The sequence below is a fragment of the Anaerococcus marasmi genome (genome assembly GCF_900290195.1).
GTDB classification, from domain to species: domain Bacteria; phylum Bacillota; class Clostridia; order Tissierellales; family Peptoniphilaceae; genus Anaerococcus; species Anaerococcus marasmi.
Window position 1 is genome coordinate 1,806,332 of the sequence record NZ_OLMF01000004.1, and the last position, 26,400, is coordinate 1,832,731.

Annotated in this window: 18 protein-coding genes and 6 pseudogenes; 15 read left to right on the forward strand and 9 right to left on the reverse strand. The window is 30.2% G+C overall.

Going from position 1 to position 26,400, the window contains the following annotated elements; translation table 11 throughout:
- Nucleotides 1–14: 14 nt before the first annotated feature.
- The 5 genes and pseudogenes from C7D97_RS09050 to C7D97_RS09070 form a co-directional block, all read right to left on the reverse strand.
- Complete coding sequence (locus C7D97_RS09050; RefSeq protein ID WP_105301712.1) at nucleotides 15–548, reverse strand: cysteine hydrolase family protein; 534 nt, start codon at nucleotides 546–548, stop codon at nucleotides 15–17.
- A 219-nt stretch (nucleotides 549–767) separates the two neighbouring features.
- Nucleotides 768–866 (reverse strand): annotated as a pseudogene (locus tag C7D97_RS10825) (transposase); the annotation flags it as partial.
- A gap of 22 nt (nucleotides 867–888) precedes the next feature.
- A pseudogene (locus C7D97_RS10830) lies at nucleotides 889–1,155 on the reverse strand (transposase); the annotation flags it as partial.
- 194 nt (nucleotides 1,156–1,349) lie between these two features.
- Nucleotides 1,350–2,003, reverse strand: coding sequence for a hypothetical protein (locus tag C7D97_RS09065; protein WP_105301713.1), 654 nt, complete (start codon nucleotides 2,001–2,003; stop codon nucleotides 1,350–1,352).
- Entirely contained in the window at nucleotides 2,000–2,731 is a 732-nt protein-coding gene (locus C7D97_RS09070) for an AAA family ATPase (RefSeq protein WP_158679130.1), read from the reverse strand. Before C7D97_RS09070 ends, C7D97_RS09065 begins: the two co-directional genes overlap by 4 nt.
- Nucleotides 2,732–2,799: 68 nt before the next feature.
- Here C7D97_RS09070 and C7D97_RS09075 point away from each other — a divergent pair.
- Nucleotides 2,800–3,237, forward strand: a pseudogene (locus C7D97_RS09075) (transposase); the annotation flags it as partial.
- Nucleotides 3,238–3,308: 71 nt separating this feature from the next.
- Here the strand turns inward: C7D97_RS09075 and C7D97_RS09080 are convergent.
- Complete coding sequence (locus tag C7D97_RS09080) at nucleotides 3,309–4,577, reverse strand: ISL3 family transposase (RefSeq protein WP_105301715.1); 1,269 nt, start codon at nucleotides 4,575–4,577, stop codon at nucleotides 3,309–3,311.
- A 130-nt stretch (nucleotides 4,578–4,707) separates the two neighbouring features.
- Here C7D97_RS09080 and C7D97_RS09085 point away from each other — a divergent pair.
- Nucleotides 4,708–5,226: pseudogene (locus tag C7D97_RS09085) on the forward strand (IS30 family transposase); the annotation flags it as partial.
- 1 nt (nucleotide 5,227) lies between these two features.
- Here the strand turns inward: C7D97_RS09085 and C7D97_RS09090 are convergent.
- Together C7D97_RS09090 and C7D97_RS10755 are read right to left on the reverse strand one after the other, a co-directional pair.
- A complete protein-coding gene (locus C7D97_RS09090; RefSeq protein WP_105301716.1) occupies nucleotides 5,228–5,827 on the reverse strand; it encodes an AAA family ATPase in 600 nt (199 codons plus the stop codon).
- A gap of 217 nt (nucleotides 5,828–6,044) precedes the next feature.
- Nucleotides 6,045–6,179, reverse strand: a complete 135-nt coding sequence (locus tag C7D97_RS10755; RefSeq protein ID WP_275886694.1) for a hypothetical protein — start codon at nucleotides 6,177–6,179, stop codon at nucleotides 6,045–6,047.
- Between the two features lie 128 nt (nucleotides 6,180–6,307).
- Between C7D97_RS10755 and C7D97_RS09095 the strand changes: the two are divergent.
- A pseudogene (locus C7D97_RS09095) lies at nucleotides 6,308–7,246 on the forward strand (IS30 family transposase).
- A gap of 108 nt (nucleotides 7,247–7,354) precedes the next feature.
- Here C7D97_RS09095 and C7D97_RS09100 read toward each other — a convergent pair.
- Nucleotides 7,355–8,707 (reverse strand): lyase family protein, encoded by a 1,353-nt coding sequence (locus C7D97_RS09100; RefSeq protein WP_105301717.1) that lies wholly within the window; start codon nucleotides 8,705–8,707, stop codon nucleotides 7,355–7,357.
- Nucleotides 8,708–8,905: 198 nt separating this feature from the next.
- On the opposite strand from C7D97_RS09100, the gene C7D97_RS09105 reads away from it, so the two are divergent.
- The 12 genes and pseudogenes from C7D97_RS09105 (at nucleotide 8,906) to C7D97_RS09160 (ending at nucleotide 26,065) form a co-directional block, all read left to right on the forward strand.
- Entirely contained in the window at nucleotides 8,906–10,468 is a 1,563-nt protein-coding gene (locus C7D97_RS09105) for a PTS transporter subunit EIIC (protein ID WP_105301718.1), read from the forward strand.
- A gap of 24 nt (nucleotides 10,469–10,492) precedes the next feature.
- Nucleotides 10,493–11,266: a MurR/RpiR family transcriptional regulator gene (locus C7D97_RS09110; protein WP_158679131.1), complete on the forward strand. Its 774-nt coding sequence runs from the start codon at nucleotides 10,493–10,495 to the stop codon at nucleotides 11,264–11,266.
- Nucleotides 11,247–12,437: an N-acetylglucosamine-6-phosphate deacetylase gene (gene nagA / locus C7D97_RS09115; protein WP_105301720.1), complete on the forward strand. Its 1,191-nt coding sequence runs from the start codon at nucleotides 11,247–11,249 to the stop codon at nucleotides 12,435–12,437. The genes C7D97_RS09110 and nagA overlap by 20 nt, the downstream gene beginning before the upstream one ends.
- A 706-nt stretch (nucleotides 12,438–13,143) precedes the next feature.
- Nucleotides 13,144–14,922, forward strand: a complete 1,779-nt coding sequence (locus C7D97_RS09120) for a DUF262 domain-containing protein (protein WP_105301721.1) — start codon at nucleotides 13,144–13,146, stop codon at nucleotides 14,920–14,922.
- 123 nt (nucleotides 14,923–15,045) lie between these two features.
- Nucleotides 15,046–15,258: pseudogene (locus C7D97_RS09125) on the forward strand (ornithine carbamoyltransferase); the annotation flags it as partial.
- Nucleotides 15,259–15,443: 185 nt separating this feature from the next.
- Nucleotides 15,444–17,129, forward strand: a complete 1,686-nt coding sequence (locus C7D97_RS09130) for an N-6 DNA methylase (protein ID WP_158679132.1) — start codon at nucleotides 15,444–15,446, stop codon at nucleotides 17,127–17,129.
- Nucleotides 17,130–17,648, forward strand: coding sequence for a hypothetical protein (locus C7D97_RS09135; RefSeq protein ID WP_105301723.1), 519 nt, complete (start codon nucleotides 17,130–17,132; stop codon nucleotides 17,646–17,648).
- Nucleotides 17,649–17,707: 59 nt separating this feature from the next.
- Nucleotides 17,708–18,427 (forward strand): hypothetical protein, encoded by a 720-nt coding sequence (locus C7D97_RS09140; RefSeq protein WP_105301724.1) that lies wholly within the window; start codon nucleotides 17,708–17,710, stop codon nucleotides 18,425–18,427.
- 316 nt (nucleotides 18,428–18,743) lie between these two features.
- Nucleotides 18,744–20,246: a type I restriction-modification system subunit M gene (locus tag C7D97_RS09145; RefSeq protein ID WP_105301725.1), complete on the forward strand. Its 1,503-nt coding sequence runs from the start codon at nucleotides 18,744–18,746 to the stop codon at nucleotides 20,244–20,246.
- Nucleotides 20,236–21,411: a restriction endonuclease subunit S gene (locus tag C7D97_RS10540; RefSeq protein ID WP_158679133.1), complete on the forward strand. Its 1,176-nt coding sequence runs from the start codon at nucleotides 20,236–20,238 to the stop codon at nucleotides 21,409–21,411. Before C7D97_RS09145 ends, C7D97_RS10540 begins: the two co-directional genes overlap by 11 nt.
- Nucleotides 21,404–24,499: a type I restriction endonuclease subunit R gene (locus C7D97_RS09155; RefSeq protein ID WP_105301726.1), complete on the forward strand. Its 3,096-nt coding sequence runs from the start codon at nucleotides 21,404–21,406 to the stop codon at nucleotides 24,497–24,499. The genes C7D97_RS10540 and C7D97_RS09155 overlap by 8 nt, the downstream gene beginning before the upstream one ends.
- Nucleotides 24,500–24,517: 18 nt before the next feature.
- Complete coding sequence (locus tag C7D97_RS09160) at nucleotides 24,518–26,065, forward strand: LA2681 family HEPN domain-containing protein (RefSeq protein ID WP_105301727.1); 1,548 nt, start codon at nucleotides 24,518–24,520, stop codon at nucleotides 26,063–26,065.
- Nucleotides 26,066–26,400 lie beyond the last annotated feature (335 nt).

Consider the following 26,400-nt stretch of genomic DNA (forward strand, 5'->3'; position numbering starts at 1 on the left):
ATCCTCATTAAAACTTATTTACCAAATACCAAGTCCTTATAGCTTATAATATTGACCTGAACACTCCTAAGTACATCCATACTACTAGCTTGAGCCTTATCACTAGTTGCCTTGCATAAATCTTCTATTACTGTAATTTCTGTTTCGAGAAGGGCGTTTTTTATCATTATAGCATTAGAAATTACGCAAATATCTGTGCAAATCCCAACCATATAAATATTCTCGATTCCTTCCTTTTTATCTAAATCGCAAAGATAATCAACCAAATCATAAGAACCAAAAGATGGCTTGTCGATGACCTTATACCCTCTAGTATCTATCCTAATCTCCCAACCAAAACTTCCCTTAATACAATGCTCAACCTGCAAGTGCTTCCCCTCGAGACTTTCTAGGTAATCTTCGTCATGGGTATCCCTTGTAAAAATAACCTCACCATCAAAGTCTTCCACCAATCTATCAATAGGCTCAACTATTTCATAATTACAATCGTTCCCCAAAGCTCCATCTACAAAATCATTCTGTAAATCAACAACTATAAGTACATCCATAATTCCTCCTATATACTTCTTCTTTTTCATTTTACCAATTCATATAAAAAAATCACTAGATATGATAATAAATACATATTCCAATCAAAGCAGTCAAGTCCTTAATATTGTGTAAATTAAACCAGTACAATATTTACTATTTCATTCTAATATACAATTTAGAAGATGTTAGGAGGTCCTCATTGATATAAATGAGGATTGGTCTCCAAAAGTCTGCGGGCTAGATATTAATCTTATAGCTGAATCTTCATTAGGAAATATTCTGATTACTTTTTCTCGTCTTCTAACTTCTTCATTTGGTCTTTCTATGCAATTAGTTAATCTAAATCTGCTACTTCTGTGAGAATTTCCTATCTCTTGTTCTAGGGACTCTTAAGGTTAAGGTTCCTATCTTTGTTGTGTAGTCACGTTCGTAGTATCCATTACGATAAGAATTTCTGTTAGGATCCCTTTGATAGGCTTTGTTATTTAAATATTCATCTCTCTATTTTTCCATAAGTTCATTAAAAACTTTTGTTAAGATTGACTTGGCAATTTTATTATCTACAGATTCATTAATTAAATTTTGTATTTCTTCTTGATTAATTGTAAAGTGTAATTGCGTCATTTGATTCCTCTTAGTTGGTTTTTGTTGGTTAAAAACATTGTACTAGTTTAGGTTTCAAATGACCTTTTCTTTTTACACAATTATACGGACTCTATCAATTTTTAAGTTTCTCTTTGGAATATAATTCTTGTATTACATTTAAGATTAATTTCATTATTTTAATAAAAAATATCCCCTAAATCATAACTTTTGATTTAGGGAATATTGTATGTGTTACTTAATTTCTTTTCAAAATCATCCTTAGATAAAACTATTACATCTTTAAAATAAAACTCTTCTAAATTGGATTTCAGCCCAAATTTATCAACCCTTTCTTTAGCCAAAGATTTTATTTTACTTTGAATTTTATCATATTCCTTATATTGCCCAAGACCACTTTTATCATTTGTATCCTTATTGGAATTATAGACTAAAATATAACCTAAATTTTCTCTAGCATAAGATAAATTTTCATCAAATATATCCATATAGATCAACAAGGAATCTTTAATCTTTCCATATATTTTACTCATTTTAGGTTTATCTTGATTTTTAAACTCTATAAAATAATCCATGCCATTAAAAACTTTGACTGCATCATTAGAAGAATACTCTCTCATGTAAATATATTTACTACCATGATTTTTTCTTTCATGGATTATCTGATGTTTAGTATTATGTTTTTTGAAATAATATTCCTTTACTTTATCAAAGTCTATACACCTATCATTAGAATCTATAAAAATTTCTTTATTATTATCATCGTAGGATGTTTTAGAAAAATCACTAAATAGATTAGAAATATCCATATCTTGACAAAATTCATCCTCAAAAAAATCATACAAAAGATCTTTTAAATATTTTCTCATAATAGACTCTCTTGTTCTAAAATATCAAAAGCGGATGATAAGGTAGAATAAATTTCACTAACTGAATCACTTACATCTTTAACTTCTGCTAATCCTGAATTCTTATTATCATAAGCTAAATAATATTTACACTTATTGGCTACCTCATGTTTTGAAGAATAAACCTCAATAGCCCTAACAAAATAAGGACTGTGGCTATTGATAAGAATGTGCATACCCAAATATTTATTTAATAAAACAATTAACTCAGCAAATATTATTTGCCAATCAGGGTGCAAATGTGTTTCTGGCTCATCTAAAACTATTGTTCCATTTTTTTGTAATGACCCATTTTCTAATAGCATCTTTATAATAATGAAAGTTTTAAGACCTGTAGACGCATTTTTAATATCAATTTTTTCATCTTTATTAGAAGATATATAATAGTATCTACCATTGCTATTATAAACATCTATATTACTAGCCTTTGATATATGTTTACTAATTTTGGATAAACTTTCATCAATTAATATACTTTCTGGGCTTTTTTCTTCTTTTATCAAGTCAAACAAATCTTCTCTATGGTCAAGAAACTCTATTGTTCTAATATCATTAAATCTATAATTATCTATTTTATCAATTATATAAGGATCATCTATATAAACAACTTTTTTAGAAATTAAAATTGGGTTCTCTATCTTTAATTTACCATTTTTATCAAACTTGGATAGTAAAATTAAGCTAGACACTTTTAAATGAAATAAAAAGCCATTTATGATACACTTAAATTACACAAAAAACATTAAGGAGTATCAAAATGGCTTACAATCATCTTACCATAAAAGAGTTAATTTGGATAGAGCAATATTATAAATCTGGAGAAAAAGTTGCAAATATAGCAAAATATTTGTCAAGAGCAAGACAAACCATATACAATGTAATAAATTGGCTAAAAAAAGGCTCAACCATACAAGAATACTACGACAGCTACAAGAAAAATAAATCAAAATGTGGAGCAAAGATTAAACAATTAAGTGATGAAGAATATGACTATGTTCTTGATAAAGTAAATAAAGGATGGACCCCAGATGTCATAATTGGAAGAGGAGAAATTAAGCTTTCAATGAGCTCTAGAACACTATACAGGCGTTTTAAAGACGGTAGTTTAGATAAAAAACTATTACCAATGAAAGGTAAACGAAAAAAGAATGGAAGTGTTGAAAAAAGAGGAAAGCAAGCCTTTAAAAGGGCTCTTTGTCAAATCGTGTTGGTAAATAATAATCAACCAAATTCTTAATCAGGGATAGATTTTCTATCCCTGAATTTTTAACTAGCTAATAAATTCCTTGTGATAAATATTCTTGTTCTAAAATTAGCAAAATTTCTGTATCCAAAAGCTATCCTTTTTAATACCTTAATAAAATTGTTAATGCCTTCAATTGGTCCATTAGAATAATCATAGGTAAATGAGTTCTTAATATATTCTAGATAATAAAAACAAGTATCTATTGATGTTTTCATTCTATCGCTAACTTTATCTTTAAAATAACTCAAATGAAATGTAAACAATTCAAAATCTTTCTTCTCAATATCCTCTCTTAAGCATTGATAACAGTCATAAGTATTCTTTAAAGTCTTATCAACTTCAAGACTGATATCGACAATATCTTCATCAGAAACATACCTACCAGGAAAATGAACACGCTTAAAAAAATGAATAGGATCAAGGAGTTTGTATGGTTTTAAAAAATGTTTCCAATATTTCTTAAGTCTTTTGTATTTAATATTGCTTGTAGAATACTCCTTCATCGTGTCAATTCTAGTATGGTTAAAAGAGTTAGTAAATAGTTTTACGATATGAAACCTATCAATAATAATTTCTGCATTAACAAACAGTTCTTTAATTAGTGATATATATGGACTGTACATATCAATGCATACGGTCTTAACCTTATCTCTAACATACCTAGGAAAGCATAAGAAATATTTCTTTAGGGAATATAGCTGTCTATTCTCTACAATATCAATTACCTTGTGATTATCTGAATTTAGATATATGAAGCTCATAGCTCCTTTGGCATCTTTAGTTGATTTAAATTCATCGAATGATAAATGTTCAGGCAAATAAGTAAAGTCCACATTGAATTCATTATCATACTTAGCCATAAATCTAGAAACTGTAGTGGTAGATATGTAATTATCAGCAGATATATCTTTCATAGATAGCTTTTTTGTTAAACTAGAAAGAACATGTCTTTTAACCTGATTAGAAATATTACAGTATTTATCAACTATTTTAGATTCAAGTAAGAAATACTTATTACAAGATTTACAGAACATCTTCTGCTTCTTTAAGTCAATTAAAACAGGATGATCACCTGATCTGGAACATCTTACAGTAGATGATTTAAAGCCGTATTTAATTAGGTTATGGTTAGAACCACAATGAGGGCAAACTTGGTCAGAATATTCTAATTCAGCTGTTAGAATTGTATATGTTACACCTTTAATGACTTTGTGGTGTATTCCATCTGAAAAATTTAGGTTTTTATCTTTGATATTCAGTAAATTTGTAATAAAATAATTGTTAGACATATTTAATCTCCTTTTAAGTTGTGGTTAATTTAATTATAGGGTAAATGATTAAATATGTCTTCTTTTTTACGAAAAAATCGTGCTGACAGAAGTATCATTTACTTCTACCAACACGATTTATTATAGACCCTTTAAAAGAAGTATTCATAGTAGGAATAAATCATATCCTAATTTCAAAAATGAATTTGGGCATTTTGAAGGGGACACCATAGTAGGAAAGAATCATAAAAGTTGTGTAATAACTTTAGTAGAACGAGTATCAAAAGCAATAATAACTTTAAAACCAGAAAATAGGACAGCAAAAGCAATAGAAAATAGGCTAAATAGTTGGTTAGATCAAATTCCTAAACACCTTGTAAAATCAATAACATTTGACTGCGGAAAAGAATTTTCAAACTGGAAAAGTGTATGCAATAAGCATGATATATCAATATTCTTCGCAGATCCAGGCTGCCCAAGTCAAAGGGGGTTAAATGAAAATTCGAATGGTTTATTAAGAAAAGATGGATTACCAAAACAAACTGACTTTAGGCTAAAAAGTGAGACGGATATTGTTTCTGTAGCTAGCTACAGAAACAATATCCCAAGAAAGTCTTTGAACTACAAAACACCGTTAGAAGAATTTATGAATTTAGTGTATTCTGTCTAGGTTAATTTGACAATTGAAAAAATGTAATATTTAAATAATCATCTTTAATTTTAAGATTAACCTTACCAACATTATCAAAATTGGATAAATTTTTCACTTGATTGTTGAACTCATTATTAAAAGTTTGACTTACAATATAATTAAGCATAGTTTCATCATCAGTAAACAAAGTATCCATTATATTTTCGATTATATCTGTGTTTATATCATTATTAGGCACCGAACTATAACTAAAACCAAGTTTTTCCAATTCTAAATTCATTTGATTCATAAAATTAAAAATATCTATTTTCAATTTATCCTTATCATATTTATAAATATCTCTATTTTTATATAAATTCATAAGAAATATCTCTAATTTTTCTTCATTAATACTTCTAAGAAAATAAACACTTGATTGTTTGCTAAGCTCTTTTAATAATAAATAATTTCTTAATTGATTAATATTATCTTTATAAGCGTAAAAACTAGAAAAAACACTATACAAAGCTTTTCCAATAGTAGACTTACCAGTACCATTTTTTCCAGCTATAACTGTAATACCGTCAATATCGATATTAGTATTAGCAAGCTTACCTATATTCTCCATATATAATTTCATAATTACACCTCAATAGGATTATACTATTTAGCTGATGAAACTCACAATTTGAGAGGAACATAATATCAATTCAATTAAAAATCACATTTATTTTAGTGAATTCTTCTCCTAATTGGTTATGGTTTTCAAAATGTTTTGTTGATTAATTCTTTAAATATCTCTTCTATTAAAATTATTTTTTACCTTTATACTTTTTTACTAAATCCCGATAGACTTTTTACATTGTATAGCTTTTTAAATAGTTTTCTTTACTATCTAAACTTCCTCTCAATTTTCTATCTATTTCTTTCTCATAAATTTCTCTACTAAAATCTGATATAAATATTTCTCCTGGTATTTTTTCAACTATCACACTCTTATACATGTTTTCTGTTATTATTAAAGAATTGGATAGTAAAATTAAGCTAGACACTTTTAAATGAAATAAAAAGCCATTTATGATACATTTAAATTACACAAAAAACATTAAGGAGTATCAAAATGGCTTACAATCATCTTACCATAAAAGAGTTAATTTGGATAGAGCAATACTAAAATTTTGAGAAAAAGTTACAAATATAGCAAAATACTTATCAAGAGCAAGACAAACCATATATAATGTCGTAAATTGGCTAAAAAAAGGTTTAACTATACAAGACTACCATGAAAACTACAAGAAAAATAAGTCTAAATGTGGAGCCAAAACTAAACAATTAAGTGGTAAAGAATATGATTATGTTCTTGATAAAGTAAGTAAAGGATGGACTCCTGATGTAATAGTAGGCAGAGGTGAAATGAAACTATCAATGAGTTCAAGAACACTCTACAGAAGGTTAAAAGATGGAACTTTGGAAGCAAAACTTCTACCAATGAAGGGTAAAAAAAAAGAATGGTAGTGTTGAAAAAAGAGGAAAACAAGCATTTAAGAGAAGTATTCATAGTAGGAATAAATCATATCCTAATTTCAAAAATGAATTTGGGCATTTTGAAGGGGATACCATAGTAGGCAAGGATCATAAAAGTTGTGTAATAACTTTAGTAGAAAGAGTATCCAAAGCAATAATAACTCTAAAACCAGAAAACAGAACAGCGAAAGCAATAGAAAATAGGCTAAATAGTTGGTTAGATCAAATTCCTAAACACCTTGTAAAATCAATAACATTTGACTGCGGAAAAGAATTTTCAAACTGGAAAAGTGTATGCAATAAGCATGATATATCAATATTCTTCGCAGATCCAGGCTGCCCAAGTCAAAGGGGGTTAAATGAAAATTCGAATGGGTTATTAAGAAAAGATGGATTACCAAAACAAACTGACTTTAGGCTAAAAAGTGAGGTGGATATTGTTTCTGTAGCTAGTTACAGAAACAATATCCCAAGAAAGTCCTTGAACTACAAAACACCGTTAGAAGAATTTATGAATTTAGTGTATTCTGTCTAGGTTAATTTGACAATTGAAATTATATTAAACAAGATACAAGAACAAAATGGAATTCAAATGTAAACATGATTTTCCTATATTGCTTGTTGAATCTATTTTTTGATAAACTTATTTAATTTCAGTTCTAACTTTTTTTACAGTAATTTCTGTTAGTTCTTTGGATAGACCAATATAGTTTTCTGGTTTCAGCCAATTTTCAACTTCTTCGCGTGCATGGGTTTTAGCTATTAGCTCATTTTCCATTAACAGATCAAGGTAGTTGAAGTTTTTACTATTTTGATATTTTATAGCAAGGTCGTGTATTATTGAGTGGGCATTGTATTTTCCAATGGATTCGCTTAGTTTCATCATTACAAATTCAGAGTTATCAAGGCCTCCATTATTTAAAATATCTTTCATGGCTTTGCCTTTATCGAATATTATATTTTCTGATAGAGAAACTGACCTTATCATTACTTCGTAGAAATATAAGATTGCATCATTAACGTTTGCATCTAAAATCATATATGAAGATGAATTTGATTCATATGGTTTTGTGTTAGCAAATAGTGAGCTATATATTAAATCATATAATTTAGCTGAATTGCCTATAATTCCTTTTGATAATTTAGGATTGATCTTATGAGGCATTGTTGATGATCCGACCTGCGATGGGTCAGAGTATTCTTTAAATTCTGATAGTTCTTCAGTAGAGTTATTATATACTGATTCGGCGATCTTATGGAGAACATTAGTTACTGTTATCATACCCATTAGATAGGATATTCTAGGTGACTGGATATTCCTACTTGGTATAGGCATAGGCCTGATATCTAATCTTTTTCCTATATTTTCTTGGAGCATGTATCCTTTTTCTCCGAGAGAATTAAATGCTCCAATAGCACCACCAAACATTATTTCTTCAAACAATTCTGAACCTTGCTTAAACATTTTTCTTGCAGATAGCAATTCTTCTATCCAGCTTGCCACTATATAACCAAAAGTTGTTGGCATGGCGTGTTTTGAGTGAGTTCTTGCTGGAATAATATCGTTTTCATGTTTTTCTGCTAGGTCCGCTAAGTTTAATACAATCTTATCTAACCTAGCTTCAAATACTTGATTTATATCTCTTATTATTAAAATTTGTGAAGATTGTTGGATATTTTGGGTTGTTATTCCGTAATGGAAATATTTTTTTGCTTCATCAGAGGTCCCTTCAAGAACTGTTTCTACAAATGAATAGAATCCGTGACCTATTTCTCTTAAATGGTCTTCGTATTTTTCCATGCTGAAATTATCAAAACTTACTTCTTTTTGGATAGCATCAGAATTTGCCTTTGGAATAATTCCTAGTTTGGCTTCTTCCTCTGCTAAAACTTTTTCTAATTTTATCCACCATTTAAATTTAACCTCATCTTCTAAAAGATTTAAAAATTCATTGTCTCTTAAGGTTAAAGATTTAGAATCTGTTAGACCGGACATTACTACCTCCTAATACATATTTTCTGTGTGAAATTTATATTATTATTGTATATCAAATTTGAAAAGACTTTGGTCTTATTTGGTGACCAATTAAAGCTATTCGTACTTCTATCATAAATATCTACTTATATTGATTATAGTAAATTAGTATGATACTATACAAATATAATTATAATTAATTTAGTCAAGGAGGATACTATGAGCAAAAAGAATAATATAAGCGCACAAGTTCAAAGATTTGGAAGATCCTTATTGCTCCCTATAGCTGTAATGGCGCCTATGGGAATGATTCTAGGAATTTCAAATGCATTTGTTCAGTCTTATATGATAGAAAAGTTACCTTTTTTGGGAAATGAAGTAGTACAAACTATTCTAAATAGTTTAAAATCGATTTCCAACATAATTTTTTCTAATATTCCTCTTCTATTTGCTATGGGTGTAGCCTATGGAATGAGCAAAAAAGAGAAAGGAATTGCTGTTTTTTCATCAGTAATATCGTATTTGATACTTCATGTTACTATTAATGTGTATTTAACTATTACGGGTAAGTTAGCTGATCCAGAGGAGATGAATCTAGTTGGTCAGGGGATGGTCCTAGGCATTCAATCTTTAAAAATTGATGCACTTGGAGGTATTATATCAGGTTTAATAGCATCGTTTTGTACTGATAGGTTTTCCAGGACTGAATTACCTTTGGCATTTGCATTTTTCTCAGGGGTGAAATTTGTACCTATTGTAAGTATTTTATTTAGTATAGTTGCCGGATTTATAGTACCAGTAATATGGCATTTTTTAACCGTAATCCTAGTTGCTATATCTGGAGTTATTCTATCAAGCGTATTAGGCCCTGCTATATCGATTGCTATTAATAGACTATTAATACCATTTGGTTTACACCACGTTTGGACATCATTTATTAGATTTACACCTGCAGGGGGAACTTATACTATTGATGGCAAGGAGTATGTGGGTGTATTAAATGCCTTAAATGAAGTTTTATTTAACCAAGGGCCAGGAACTGAAGCGTGGTCTTTGATGCCTGATTTAACTAAATTTATGGCTCAAAATCAAATGCTTCTTACATTATTTATGATTCCTGCAGTCGGTCTTGCGATGTACCATACTTCTAAACAAGATAATAAGAAGTTTGTAAAGGGTATTATCTGGACATTGGTCCTAACACCATTTTTGGGCAATATTACTGAACCAATTGAATTTTCATTTTTATTTATAGCTCCTAAGTTATATGGAGTCTATATAATATTAGTTGCAATAGGGGCTACTTTCCTAGCTTTGCTTGGTACTTCAGTTGGATATATAAGGGGTACAATTTTTGACTTTATAATTTTTGGCTTATTATATGAAGATACTAGATGGTATAACCTTTTCATAGTCGGAATCCCACTAGCCATAGCCACATACTTTATTTTTAAATACTTGATTGTAAAATGGGATGTTCAAACACCAGGTAGGGAAGATGATAGTGTAGCGCACAATGAACTTTTAGCCAATAAACAGTATGATGTTATCGCTAAGATAGTTGTAGAAAGTTTAGGTGGAAAAGACAATATTTTATCTGTTGAAAACTGTGTTACTAGATTAAGGGTAGACTTAAAGGATATGAAAGAAGTTAACAAAGATCTACTAATGACATCTGGGACATCAGGAGTATTCTTCCCAGCTAAAAACCATATACACATAGTATTTGGTCCAAGTGTAGAATTTGTTAGATATGCAGTGGAAGACGAGCTAGCATCCTAAACTTTTAATTTTTAAAGGATGTATATGAGTTTAGATATTTTAATCAAAAATTACAGCAATTTAACTAAAAGTGAGAAAGAGATAGCACACTATATATCTATAAACCAAGAAGATGTTATAAATACAACTTCCTCTGAATTGGCTGAAAAACTATATATTTCAAAAACTACTTTGATTAACTTTTGTAAAAAAATAGGCTTTGAAGGTTTTACTGAAATGAAATATTACTTGAAATCTAATCAAGAAGATAAAATTGAAAAGCATAATAGGGATAACTCAACTAAGGATGAGATTTTAAATGAAGTTAAAAAAACACTTGAAATATTAGATGATGAAAAAGTTTTGGAATTTTGTGAAAATATAATTGCATCTCAAAACCTTTACATTGCAAGCAGGGGAGCATCAAAGCAAATAGCAATATCATTTTGCAACAATTTAAATATGCTTGGAATACCTGCTATATTCATAGACAACTTTAATTTGATAAATGTCATGAAAAATCACTTAAACCATAAGGATACTGTAATTGTAATTAGCTTATCAGGCAAGACCAAGATATTAAATGAGCTTTCCAAAATAACTAAGATTAATGGTTCTAAACTTTTAACCATAACTGCATTTCATTCTAATCCGATACAAAATGTAAGTGACAATTCACTAAATTTTTATTCCAATACTATGGATACAAGCTATAGAGATATCCATTCGAGAATTGGTATGAACATTGTTTGCTCATATATAATTTCAAGATTAGATGAAATGATGATAGGAGATAATAATGATAATAAAATCAAATAACATTTATTTACCCAATAGAACAATTGATGGATACATTGAAGTTAGTGAGGGGAAAATAGCGAGTATTTTCACTAGTTACGATGGAGATGATTATACAGACTATGGGGATAGTTATCTAATTCCAGGTTTTATAGACCTACACGCTCATGGCTATGGAATGGGATCATTCACCCATGAAGGTACTTTAGATTCTTTAGATAGGATGTCACAATCCCTATTAACTCAGGGGGTTACAAGTTTTCTACCAACCACAGGGACTGAATCTCTTGATTCAATTATTAGCTCATCAAATGTTGTTAATGAGTTTCTAGATAAAGATTATAAAAATGGGGCTAATGTTTTAGGTATTCATTATGAAGGTCCTTTTATAAATAAGTCTAGAAAGGGTATGCAAAAAGAAGAGTATTGTATCAATCCTTCTATTGAATTTTTTGAAAAGATGATGGGTGATTTGAGCATAGACAAAGTAAAGTTGATTACAATTGCTCCAGAATTAGATGGTGCAAAAACTTTCTGTCAATATGCTATGAAAAACAATATTCAATTGTCTATTGGACATTCTGATGCTGATTTTGAGACAATTAGGGAAATGAAACAATATGGACTTAATGGAGTAACTCACACTTTTTCAGGTATGAAGGGATTTCATCATAGAGAACTAGGTGTAGCAGGCGCAGCCTTATACTTCGATGACCTGTATTGTGAGTTTGCCAAGCAAACAGGCCTTACAGTTTTACCAGAAGCATTAGATTTAGCAATTAGACTTAAGGGTTTAGATAAGATCACGCTATGTAGTGATTCTGTTGGATTGGCACATGTAAAAAAACCATTCTATCACTATATAAGACAAACTGAATTTATTCCTGATGGAGACTATATTATATTAAAGCATGATGATGGTTCTGTAAAAAGAATAAATAGATTTACAATGGACGATATGGATGATATTGAGATAGGATACCTAACTTCAGTTAAAAATCTTATAAAAAACAATAATCTATCTTTGAGGAATATAACAAAAATTGCTAGTGAAAATACAGCAAAATATATAAATGTCTTTGATAGGAAAGGATCCATTGAAGTAAATAAGGATGCTGACTTGGTGGTAATGGATAGTTGCTATGATGTAATATCTACTTATGTTAATGGGGAATTAAGATATAAGAATTAAATTGTGTGTAAACTCGATTTAATTTAAACTAGTTCATTAATAAAAATTAAATAAGAACAAAAAGATATTGGAGTGAACATATAGCCTCTTTTAGTGGGTAAGTGTTTACTCCATTATTTATTACAAGTTGTTAATATGAAATAATTGAGTGAATTTTGATTATTTAGAGTCAGCTTAAACTCAATATACTAATTGATATATATTATAAATTACTCTAATCTGAAAACTTAAATTTCATGTAATGATTGCGAAATATTCTAATTTCGCAATTCTCTAATTTTAGAAATTCTTGTACTTCGTATATATCATAAAATTTTCCAACAAATTATATTTTCAAATTTTAAAGTCTTTCAAAGTTAACATCTATTAATCTTCAAAAATTGAACCTGGCTTAAAATTGGGACATTTGTAAGATAATAAACTAAATAATAGTTCCAAGTGCTTTACAGTTGGACAAAAATTAGACCGAAGTGTAAAGCTGCGGTCTTTACTATATCCAACATGAATATATTTCGAAATTCATATTTTTTACAGAAATCTTTAAATTATATGAGTAAAGATTATTATCGTCTGAATAATACATTATATCCTAATCTGTTATGTTAAAGAATTCTTAGACCTAGAATAAGATTTAATGATACAATATAAAGAGATTCAGAATTATTTTGTGTAGGCTTTATTAAAAAATAGAGTTTCTGGAGGTTATATGTCAACAACAATAGAAATAAATAAGAAAAGTGTAAAAGAATTTTTAGATGCTGGTAAAAAACAAAAATTTGTAATTCCTGAATATCAGAGACCTTATGCATGGAGAGAAGAAGAGGTTCAAACTTTATTTGATGATTTAGTTGAATATACTCAAGAAAGAATTGATTCTCCGTATTTTCTTGGGACAATTGTATCTTATACCAATGGGGACAAAGAACAAGAAATAATTGACGGTCAACAAAGAATTACAACTTTATGCTTGTTGTTAAGAGCTTTATATACAAAAATTGAAAAAATGGATCATACCAAAGAGAGAAGTAATTTCATTAGCCAGATTGAACCGGCTTTATGGGAAACGGATGAATTAAGTGGTGAAGCAGATAAAAGTAAGACTTTATTAGAGTCTAGAGTCTTTGAATCAGAGTATAACAATATATTAAATCACATACTAAGTACTGGTATTGCAGATGAAGGTGCTAAGGATAATTACACTAGGAATTATTTATTATTACAAAACCTCATAGATGATTATGCTAAAGATGAGCCTTTAACTTTCTATCATATGATAAATAATGTTTTGAATAAAGCAATTGTTCTTCCTATCAAGGCAGATAGCCAGGATACTGCACTTACGATTTTTTCAACACTTAATGATAGAGGCTTGCCTTTATCTGATGCAGATATTTTTAAGGCAAAAATCTATAACAACATTAAAGATACTAAAGCTAGAAATATTTTTATACAAAAGTGGCAAGAAGTTAGTTCAGGTGCAGAATATGCTGAAGAAAGTATTCAAAGATTATTTTATTATTACATGTTTTATCTTCGCGCAAAAGCTAACGATAGAAAGACAACAACCCCGGGTCTAAGAAAATATTATTCAAATAATAATTTTATTAGGCTATATGATCCAGATTTAATGGATGATTTGAGCGCAATATTAAATTTTTGGTCAGTAGTTAATAATAAAGAAGAAATAGATGGTGAAACTTGGTCAAGCAACTTTGAAATTTTAAAAGTATTAGATATTCTGACTTCTTATCCAAATGAATTTTGGAAATATCCTGTAATTACTTATTACTTATGCTATAAAGATTCAGATAACTTTGAGGATAAATTTCTTTTCTTTTTAAGAAAATTATTTGTTAATCTATGTAGTAGATATATTGTGACTCCAACAATTAACGCAGTTAAGCAGAATATTCTAAACTTAAATTCGGAGATTATTAATAGCGACGAACCTAAATTTGAATTTAAGGCTGTTGATCCAAATATTATAAAAGTTGAATTAAAAAATCCTCATAGAAATGTGATTAGGATGTTACTAAAGTTACTAGCTTATGACGAAGTTTTACAAGATGAACTATTACCGGAAAAATGGGAAATCGAACACATTCTGCCTAGAAAATGGCAGGACTCTTATTTCCCAAATTCATCAGAAGAAGAGGTAAATGAGATTATTGAACATCTTGGAAATAAAATACCTTTTGAAAAAAGGCTAAATATAGTGGCTAGTAATGGATATTTTGAAAAGAAAAAAGCTCTGTATAAAAAATCAAAAATAGCTATGGTTAAAGAATTTTCACAATTTCATTCAAAAGACTGGAAACTAGAACAAATAAGGGAAAGAGATATCAGGGTTTCTGATAGAATTTTAGAAATATTTGATTTGTGGACTGCTGACATAAATAATACTAATAAAACAGAACTTACAGAAGAGGATAGAGAGGCGATTGAACTAATAAAGTCAAGAGGTTTGGAAGGATATATAAAGTAATTTGTAGAACTGGGACTGAGATAGAAGAAAATTTTATAATGTTCTATAATTAGGTGGATTTAGTGATGTTAGAAAAATATAATTTAATATTTTGAATGATTCATAATATAATGAACACTTAGAGAAGATGCAATCTTCATGCACTTCCTACCATCATTCCACGACTTAAACACGACAATTGGTGAAGAAACCAATGACAAATTTAGTGACAAATACGAACTAAATGGTCAAGAAGTTTCTGAAGAAGTATTCCTATCTCACCAATCAAAAGTATTTGATGAAGCAGAAAACAGAATGCATACAATCAAAGCAATCATGTATGCAACACTTAAATAATTAAGTTAACCATCATATAAATAAGACTTCTAAGGCAAAAGCTTTAGGGGTCTTTTTCTATGTAAATTTAGGTATATATAAAAACACCGTCAAATCCGGTTTTACAAAACCATTTGACAAATATAAGCTAACGAACTATAATATAGAAAAGTGGTTTTGAGAAACTGGAAATTAAGGAGCGTATTTTGTCAGAATTTAATAAAAAAATAAATGAAAAGTTTTGGAAATTTATTGAAAGTAATAGATCTTATTTAGACAGATATATAAGGGAAAACCTATACTTTGTAATTGCCTGTTCCTACTTTGATGATGATATTATTAAAAAATATGAGAAAGTTAGAGAAAATGAATCTATAAATCTTATATTTTCTAAAATAAGAGAAGACCATAGTAGTTTCATAGATGAGCTGAGGTCAGAGTTTTCTAAAGAAGAACTGGAGATCCTATTAACTAATAATAAGTTAAATCATTACTTGGATCCTAGGTACAACTTATCCATAGGTGAAAACATATTAAATATACTTATTTCCTTACTAGATGTTAAAGATAATGATATTATATTAAATCCTTTCTCTTCTGATGGAGAAATAATAAGCTCTATTTTAAAACAGGATAAAGATGTGATTATAGAAGGAATGGAAATAGATTCATATAAGCGTAATATAGCTATAATCAAAAATTCTATATTATCAGATAAATTTCAATTAATGCCATTTAATCCTGAAAATTCTAACATCGTTAATAAAAATACAAATAAGTTAATAGCTTTTCCTCCAGCTGGTAATAGATGGATGCATAAAAATATTGTTGATAAATCTAAAGATGTAAAAACTTATTTAGAAGAAAATTCTATTAATAGATTTGGGGACTTGGTTTATATTATAAAAAATTTACAGGAGTTAGAAAAATTAGAAAGAGCCATTTATATTTATCCCACAGGCAGACTTTTTAATCACATCGAAAAAGATATTCTGCAATTCCTAGTAAATAATGGTCTTATAGAAGGAATAGTCCAACTACCAGAAGGAATAATAGAAGGAACAGGCATTAGTTTTTCAATTCTTATTATATCCCAAGATAATGAATATATTAGTTTTGTAGATGCTAGAAATGAGTATAAGAAAGAACGATTTAAGAAAACTTTAACTGATATAAATGTAACAAAAATACTTGAGGAATATAAAAATCCTAATCAAATAGCAAAACAAATATCTTTAAAAGATATAATTACAAATGATTATGTATTACTACCATCCAGATTGATTGTTCCTGCGGATCAAAAATTAAGTGAATATTACCTTTTAAAGGATATTTCTAATATGCAAAGAGGCATAGGTTCTATCAAGAAGAGCGATCTTGAAAAAAGAATGACTTCTAAAAAGACAAAAATAAAATATATGCAGGCAACTGACTTTTCTGATACCATAGATTACACAGATTTAAAAACCTTAGATGAAATCAAGGAAAATGAGACTAGGTATCTGGCTAAAGATAGAGACATAGTTATATCCAAGGTTCAAAACTTTAAATCAATGATTTTTGAAGATACTAAAGATTATAAGATAATTATAAGCGGAAACCTATATAAAATAGAGATAAAAGCTGATAGTGATGTTAATCCTTATTATGTTCAAGCATATCTTGCAACAGATCATGCAAAAGAGCAGATATCAAGATTAGTAAGTGGAACAAGCACCCTGATAATCCCTATTACTACCTTAGGAGAACTTAAGATTCCTAAGCTAGATAAAGATGCAGAAGAAAACATAGCAAATAACTATAAGGCTATATTAAGAAGGATGAGAATAGTCAAAGAACAGATTAAAAAGCTTGAAGAAGATAAGAACGTAATATTTGACGGGGTGATTTAATTGAAATATATAGATCGATTGATAATTGACGCTCATACAAGATTCTTAGAGGAGCTTACACAAGCAGAAAGCCTTAGTGAATTTAATGCCATCATTCATAGGGTAGGGTATGAATACTTACTGGTAGAAAGTGACTACTGGTTAGATACCCTTCCTTATGGAAAGGTACTAGTAATGGGTGATCTATCAATGAAGATTGATAAATTATATGGGTGCTTTAAATCTTATGGAATAGATAAAAAAAGAGTAGTGCACATATCTTTTGAAGAAGTAAAAAATTATGATATAAGTAGGCTAGAGTATAGCGACGTATATAGGCTCATATTAGTTGGACCAGTACCACATAGTGCCAAAGGTATGGGTGATGAATCAAGCGTTATCACTAGTCTCGAAAACAACCCAAATATAACAAAAGTTAAAAGATTAATGTCAGGAGATGAATTAAAAATATGCAATGAATCTTTGAAAAAAGTTTTAGATGAAGAAACACAATCAGGATATTTGTTAAAAGATAAATAGATTGATCTTTTAATTGGGATATACGCATATGGTATATATTAAATATTTAAGAGGATATCATGGTTAACTTATTTAATAAAGAAGTGAATGAACAGATAGCAATAGATTATTTAAAAGAATACGATTCAAGATATAAAAATTTAATAAAGTTAGAAAGTCCTGATTTTATATCTTATAAAGACAGTATAGGTGTTGAGGTTACAGTTGTAGAATTTGATGATTTTATTAAAAGCTTTATATATAAAGATAAAACTTTAAATGAGTATATAAAGATGAAAGGTGTTAAGCCGGCACAAAAGAAAGATTTTGAGGCTATTAACAAAGTAATAAATGGTAATTATACATCTGATGTCGAGGATGATTTAAATAAGTTTATTGATAGTTACTATTATAAAAAAGGGAATGAAATACTAGAACTACAATCTATTAATCAATATAAGAAGCTAGATCCAAACACAAACCTATATCCAAAATCATCATTTCCAAATAAAATGATTATTGATGGTCAGAGAATTATTGGATTTTTACCATCTGCTTTTTGGATAGGGACAATAGTAGATAAGTATATTGAAGCTGTAAAAGATAAAAATCAAAAATTAAAGATTTATAGAGAATTTGATGAAAATTCATTACTTATAATAAATTATACAGCAGGATTAGATGAGTCTTTAGAATTTGAAAAAAGAATAAGAGAAATTTATGGAATAAATTTTGATAAAATATTTGTATTAAATGCTCTATTTGATAATCAAATATATGAGATTAATTTAAATAAATAATCTATAAAAACTTTGTTTGAATAAATACAATTGGGAGAATATTAAGAAATATAGAGGTAGAAAATAATGACGGTAAATAAAACATACTTATAATTAGCTTTAGTAGAATCAGCTAATAAATTAATAGTTGAAATCGAACTATCTATGTATAAAAATTATGTATCAATATTGTTATTTTTAAATTTCTTCAAGATAAATATAAATGTGATAAGTAAGGAGAGTTTTTGTTAAAAAATGCATATTTTTGTTATAATAGTAACTAAGAATATATCTATAGTATAAAGATTTAATATGTAAATATATAAAGGAGTAGTGAATGGCAGAAAATATAAGTGGGGCCAATCTTGGCTTTGAAAAGGAAATATTTGCAGCAGCTGATAAGCTACGTGGCAATATAGATGCGGCTGAGTACAAAAACGTTGTACTAGGTCTCATCTTTTTAAAATATATATCAGATTCTTTTGAGCAAAAATACAAAGCTTTGATAGAAGAAGGAGACGGCTTTGAGGAAGACCGTGATGAGTATATGGCAGAAAATATATTCTTTGTACCCAAAGAAGCTCGCTGGGACTATGTGGCAAGTCAGGCTATGACCCCAGAAATTGGCCAAGTCATAGACAAGGCCATGGTAGCCATAGAAGAAGAAAACGACAGGCTAAAAGGTATCCTACCAAAAAACTATGCCAGACCAGAACTGGACAAAAGACGTTTGGGAGAAGTAGTAGACTTATTTAATAATCTAAAGCTAAAAGAGCATGGAGGGTCAAAAGACATCCTAGGCCGTACCTACGAATACGCCCTAGCTCAATTTGCTTCTTTAGAGGGAAAAAATGCTGGGGAATTCTATACTCCATCATCCATAGTAAGGACCCTGGTAGAAGTCCTAGAACCCTACCAAGGCAGGGTCTATGACCCGTGTTGTGGGGCTGGAGGTATGTTTGTCCAATCAGCAGGCTTTGTCAAACGCCACCAAGGTAGGGTCAATCAGCTTTCTATCTATGGCCAAGAATCCAACGCCAATACTTGGAAGCTGGCTCAAATGAACCTTGCTATCCATGGATTAGAAGGAGACCTAGGACAAGGGGCTGCAGATACATTTTTTGAAGACCAACACCAAAGTATGCGTGCAGACTATATATTAGCTAACCCTCCATTTAATGATAAAGACTGGGGAGGGGACAAGCTAGTAGATGATGTGAGATGGAAATATGGACTCCCTCCAGCAGGAAATGCCAACTTTGCCTGGATGCAACATATGATCTACCACCTATCACCAAAGGGCAAAATGGGCCTAGTCCTTGCAAATGGTGCCTTATCAACATCTGGTAAAGAAGGAGAAATCCGAGCAAATATTATAAAAGATGACTTGGTAGAAGCCATAATAGCTATGCCAGATAAGCTATTCTATTCTACAGGTATATCAGTAACATTATGGATTATCAATAAGGATAAAAAACAAAAAGATAAGACCCTGTTTTTAGATTGCAGAAATATGGGCCACATGGTAGACAGGGCTCACAGAGACCTATCAGTAGAAGATATAGCAAAGATATCTGATACTTACAAGGACTTTGTAGAAGGAAAAGATATAGAAGAGGCAGGCTTCGCCCATGTAGCTGATATAGGAGAAATTGAAGAAAATAGCTTTGTACTAACTCCGGGCCGCTATGTAGGTCTAGAGGAAGTAGAGGATGATGGTGAGCCTTTTGAAGAAAAAATGGAAAGACTCACAAACGAACTGGGACTACTCTTTGAAGAATCAAGCAGGCTAGAAGAAGAGGTAAGAACACAGCTTGGGGAGCTTGGTTATGGAATTTGAGGTTGTTAAATTAGGGAATTTATGTACATCTCATAATAAAAAAAGGATACCGGTCTCTAAAATAGAAAGACAAAAGTTAAATAAGATTTATCCTTATTATGGTGCACAAGGGATTATAGACCATATAGATGATTATATATTTGATGGGATATATTTGCTGGTAGCTGAAGATGGAGCAAATTTAATTGATAGAAAAGAAAATATAGCTAATATAGCAAAAGGAAAATTCTGGGTTAATAATCATGCCCACATATTAGGATTCGATAATTTAGAAGATTTATACTATATATATTATTATCTTAATTTTATAGATGTAAGTGCGTATATAACAGGATCAGCTCAGCCAAAATTGAATAGTAGAAATATTATGGAAATAAAAATAAAGTGGCCTGTGGATAATGTTAGATGTAAAATAGTCAAAATTTTAAAATCATTAGATTATAAAATAAGCATAAATAATAAAATCATAAGAAACCTAGAAATCCAAGCCCAAGCTGTTTACAAATCATGGTTTGTAGACTTTGAACCATTTAAAGATAGAAATTTTGTAGAAAGTGAACTAGGATTAATTCCTGAAGGTTGGGAAGTAGTAAAATTTGGGGATTTATTTAAGTTTCAAAAAGGTAAAAAACCTAAAAGTTTGCTAGATTATGGGAAAGAGGGAAGTGTTCCCTATATAGTAAAAGGAGTAATTGATGGTTCTGAAAGTCCCTCATATACTCTAGACGAAAAAATAATTAAAATTGAAAATATGGATATCTTTATGTTAATGGATGGAGCAAATGCAGGGAATATATATTATGGATATAATGGTGCCCTTGGTTCAACGTTTAGTTTTCTTAATATCGAAGATTTAGAATATCGAGAATTTATCTATTGGTTTTTAAAAAGTAATGAAAACTATATTAGAAATCAAAATACAGGATCTGCGATACCCCATGCTAATAAGGATTTTATAAATAATATAAGATTTGCTTTACCAAAAAATATTTCAAAGCTTAACATATTAAATTATTTCAAAGTTATTAGAACAAAAGTAATAACTTTAAAACTAGAAAACCAAACCTTAGCCCAAACCAGAGACACCCTCCTCCCAAAACTAATGAGTGGGGAGATTGATGTTTCTAATATAAAAATTGATGATGAGGATACAGATTATGAGTGAGATATACCTAGAAGATGGATTTGAAAATTTATTTATAGAATATATCGAGGACTTAGGCTACACATATATTCCCCACCAAGAGCTTGTAAGGGATAGCATGAAGGCAGTTATAGCTAGTGAAATCCTAGTAGATTCCCTAGCTACTATTAACCCAGGCATAGATATGGAGATTATAGACCAGGCCATCCATCAGATAAAAAATATAGATGCAGGATTTTTGGTCAACCGTAACGAGGTATTTTTTGACTACCTTCAAAATGGTATAGAGATATCCCACTATGAAGATGGAGAACAAAAGACTACTAGGTTATACTTAGTAGACTATAAGAATATAGACAATAACTCCTTTGTAGTCACCAACCAACTAACTATAATAGGTAAGGATACTAAAAGACCAGATATTATCCTATATATCAACGGCCTGCCTTTAGTGGTCATAGAGCTAAAGTCTATGACTTCTATCGTTTCAGATGTGGATAGTGCCTATAGGCAAATTAAAAACTACCAGTATGACATAGAAAACCTATTTGTCTACAATGCCTTTAATATCATATCTGACTTTACTACTACCAAACTTGGGACTATCACTGCTGGCATGGCCTGGTATAAGGAGTGGAAATCTATTGATGGCTCCTATGAGTCAACCCAGTATGCTGATTACAAAACTTTGCTTTCTGGTGTGCTTAGCAAGGATAGATTTTTGGATATTATAAAAAACTTCATATTTTTTGAACATAAGGATGATGGGACAAACAAAATCCTATCCCAATACCACCAATACTTTGCAGTCCACAAAGCAGTGGCCTCTACAAAAGATGCCATAAGCTTAGGTCATGGTAGGGCTGGGGTCTTTTGGCATACCCAGGGTTCTGGTAAGTCCTTGTCCATGGTTTTTTATACAGCTTATATGATTCGTATCTTAGAGAAGGCAAGCTTTGTTGTCTTAACAGACAGAAATGACCTAGATGACCAGCTTTATGGTCAGTTTGCAAGGGCTAGCCAATTTTTAAGACAGAATCCAATCCAAGCAAAGTCCCGTAACCACCTCCATGACTTGTTAGATAATAGGAAGAGCAATGGCATATTTTTCTCAACTATGCAAAAGTTTGCGGAATCTGAGGAGCCATTAACAGACCGCAATGATGTAATAGTCATAGCAGATGAGGCCCACAGGTCTCAGTATGGTCTACGAGAAAAGATGACCAAGGATGGAAAGATTGTTTCAGGCATGGCTAGGTTAGTTAGAAAGTCCTTGCCAAAAGCTGCCTATATTGGATTTACAGGGACACCTCTTAGCCAAAGTGACAAGGATACCCAAGAAATATTTGGCCAATATATAGATGTCTACGATATGGCTCAAGCAGTAGAAGATGGTGCAACTAAGCCTGTTTATTATGAAAATAGGGTTATAAATCTGGGTTTAAGAGAAGATATCTTAAAACAGATTGATAGTAAGTACGAAGAGCTTAGTGCCAAGGCCAATGAGATGGATATAGAGGCTAGCAAAAAAGACCTATCCCGCCTTGAACAAATAATAGGATCTGATGAGGCTATAGATACATTAGTAAATGATGTTATTAGCCATTATGAAGAAAGTAGAGAAAATTTATTGACCGGCAAGGCTATGCTGGTTGCCTATAATAGGGAAATTGCAGTAAAGATCTATAAGAAAATCTTAGCAAAAAGACCTAGCTGGGATAAGAAAGTAAATGTTGTTGTAACAGCTAGCAACAATGACCCTATAGAGTGGAAAGAAATCATAGGCAACAAATCAGATAAGGAGGAACTTGCCAAAAGATTTAAGGATGACAATGATCCTTTCAAAATAGCAATAGTTGTAGATATGTGGCTAACAGGTTTTGACGTGCCTTCCTTATCTACCCTCTATGTATATAAGCCTATGAAAGGGCACAATCTTATGCAGGCCATTGCAAGGGTCAACAGGGTCTTTAAGGACAAGGAGGGTGGCCTAGTTGTAGACTATATTGGTATAGCATCTGCCTTAAAAGAAGCTATGAGTAACTATACCCAAAATGATAAGAAGCAATTAGCAAATGCTGATATTAGGGACTCAGCCTATCCTATGTTTAAAGAGAAGCTTGAAGTTTGTAGAGATGTGTTTTTCTATAGCTTTAACTATGCTAGGATATTTTCAGAAAATGTGACAAGTGCCCAGTTAGCTGACCTTATAAGAGAGGGGCTAAACCATATTCTAACATTTTCAGAGCAAAAGCAAAATAACTTTAAAAAAGAATCCTATGCCCTAAAACAAGCCCATAGCCTATGCTCATCTATAACTAGTGAAAAGGAGCAAAGAGAGGCATCTTACTTTGAGGCTATTCGTACTAGTCTAAATAGGATTACATCTAAGGGAAAATTTAATAAGGAAGAGATAAACCAACAAATTAGCCGACTTTTAGAACAATCCATCCACAGCGAGGGTGTTATAAATCTTTTCCAGGATTTTGACAAAGGCTTTAGCCTATTTGATCCATTGTTTTTAGAAAAAGTAACAGAGATGGAGCAAAAAAATCTAAGTATAGAGCTTTTAAATAAGCTTATAGGAGATGAGATAAGGCTGCTATCTAGGTCTGATATAGTAAAGGGAGATGAGTTTTCCCAAAGGCTAATACGTATTATGAAAAACTATAGGGAAAGTTTGCTTGATAATGCCGAAAGCCTAGATAAATTTGCAGGTTTAGTAAAAGAAGACAAGAACGATTACAATTTAGGCATGGTTAGAGAGGCCCTAATCGACCTAGCTAAAGAGATTATAAGACTAGAAGAAGAAAACCAATCCCTAGGTTTAAGCAAAGAAGAGCTTGCATTCTACCATGCCATATCAAAACCAGAAAATATCAATAATTTTTACACTGACCAAGAGCTTATATCCTTTACCCAAGAACTGACAGAAGCTATAGCAAAAGAAATGACACCAGACCGGATGATGAGAAAATCCGGCAGAGCCAGCATGAGAAGGGCAGTAAAAAGACTATTAGCTAGATATGAGTATTCAAAAGATAGTAGAAATAAGATAATAGATCTAATAGTAGAACAGGCAGAGTACTTTGATGGTATAGTTATGTAAATGTAGGAGAATATTTAAGTGAAGTGGTATGAAGATGAGAAAATGATAAAGCAGAGTATTAATCATGATGAGGCTATGGATAATGAAGATGTTCAGGGTATATACTCAGCGATAGATGAAAGCATTAGACTATCAGAAAATGAAGAGTTACATCCCTTATTAAGAGCAAAATATTTTTATATGATTGGTACCTCATACTCTAGTTTAGTTTATCTAGAGGGTGGGGCAGAGAACATGGAAGGGAGTATTTCAAAAAGCTTATATTTTCATACCGAATCAATTAATATTCAAAATAAGTATTTATTAAATCATAAAATAATAAGTGACGAAGAGAGAAGTTATAATAAAATGCTATTAAATCAGAGTATAGTGAATTACTCAAATATATTATCTGGTCTGGGTAGAATCCCGTCTGCAATAGAATCAATTTTTAAAACAGTTAACGATGGGTTTGGCATGGGTATAGCAAATTTGGGAGACTATTTAGTTCATTATGCTGAGTTGGATTATGATTATGGACATAAATTAATGCTATATTTGGAATCTTTTAATCTTTATAGAAGTGCGCTAAATAGTAAAGATAATTCTATATATGAGGATGCGAGAAAACATTATGAATCAAGAATGGATAGCGTAAAAAGTATATTGGAGTCCGTTTCAAGTGAGTATCCGGACACTATAGAATCATTTATAGAGCAGAAATCACTGGACTGGAACGATCATAGTATACCTGAAGAAGATAGATACATAGATTGGAAAGTGAAAAATTCACTGGTATTAAATACTTTAAATGACTATAATAAAAGCTTGGAAGTATCCAATGATATACTTCACTTACCGAATATGAAAGAACCACTAAGATTTGTAACTCCTAGATTTCATGGATTATTTAATCTTATAAAACAGGAATATTGTTCAGCCAGATACAATATATTTGATGGGATATATAATAAAAAACCACATTTTTCAGATAAAGATGTGTATATCGCAAATACATTTGATTACTCAATAAATAATATTAATATAGAGAAAGTTAAAAGTGCATATAAATCTGTATATTCCATTTTTGATAAGATAGCGTATTTTATAAATGAATATTATGAATTGGGGATACCAAGAAAAATCGTTAACTTTAACAATATATGGAGAGAGCAGGTAACTAAAAATAAGAAAAAGATTGACAATCCTATAAGAAAATATATGAGTTCAAATTATATTTTAAGAGGGTTATATTGGATAAAAAAGGATTTATATAATGATGATACTCATGGATATAGAGGATTGGTTAATACAAAATTAAATACAGCTTATAATATTAGGAATAATATGGAGCACCAGTACTTAAAAATCTTAGACGGGGAATTTGAACCTATTTATAATCCTGAAAATGAGATATCATCTATGATAGTTTCTAGAATTGAATTTGAAGAATTATCAATTGTTCTTTTAAAAACCGTTAGAGAAGCAATAATCATGTTAGTTCAATCCATATATATTAATGAGAAAAACAATAATGATATAGAGTCAGTACCTATCATTCTTCAATCCATAGAAGATGATTGGTAAATTTAAATATAGTTTTATAATTTGATACCTAATATAGGTGGTAATCTATAAATATTAAATCTTAAGCAGATTCGAAATACAATAATGACTTTAAGTAAAACTAAAAGTGATAAGAGTAATCTTTAAAAAGGCAAGGCTTAGTAAATTCTCTTTAAAAAATTTATCATAACAAAACATTTTTAAGATTTTAAAAATATAATACAAAGAAGGTAGCTGGTTTTTCTATTAGGAAATATTTTTAAGGTTAGTAATTTTATTTGATCATATAAATAAAATCTTCATTAACATTAAAAAAAACCTTGACACCCCCAAATCCACCAGTAAAATAACATATA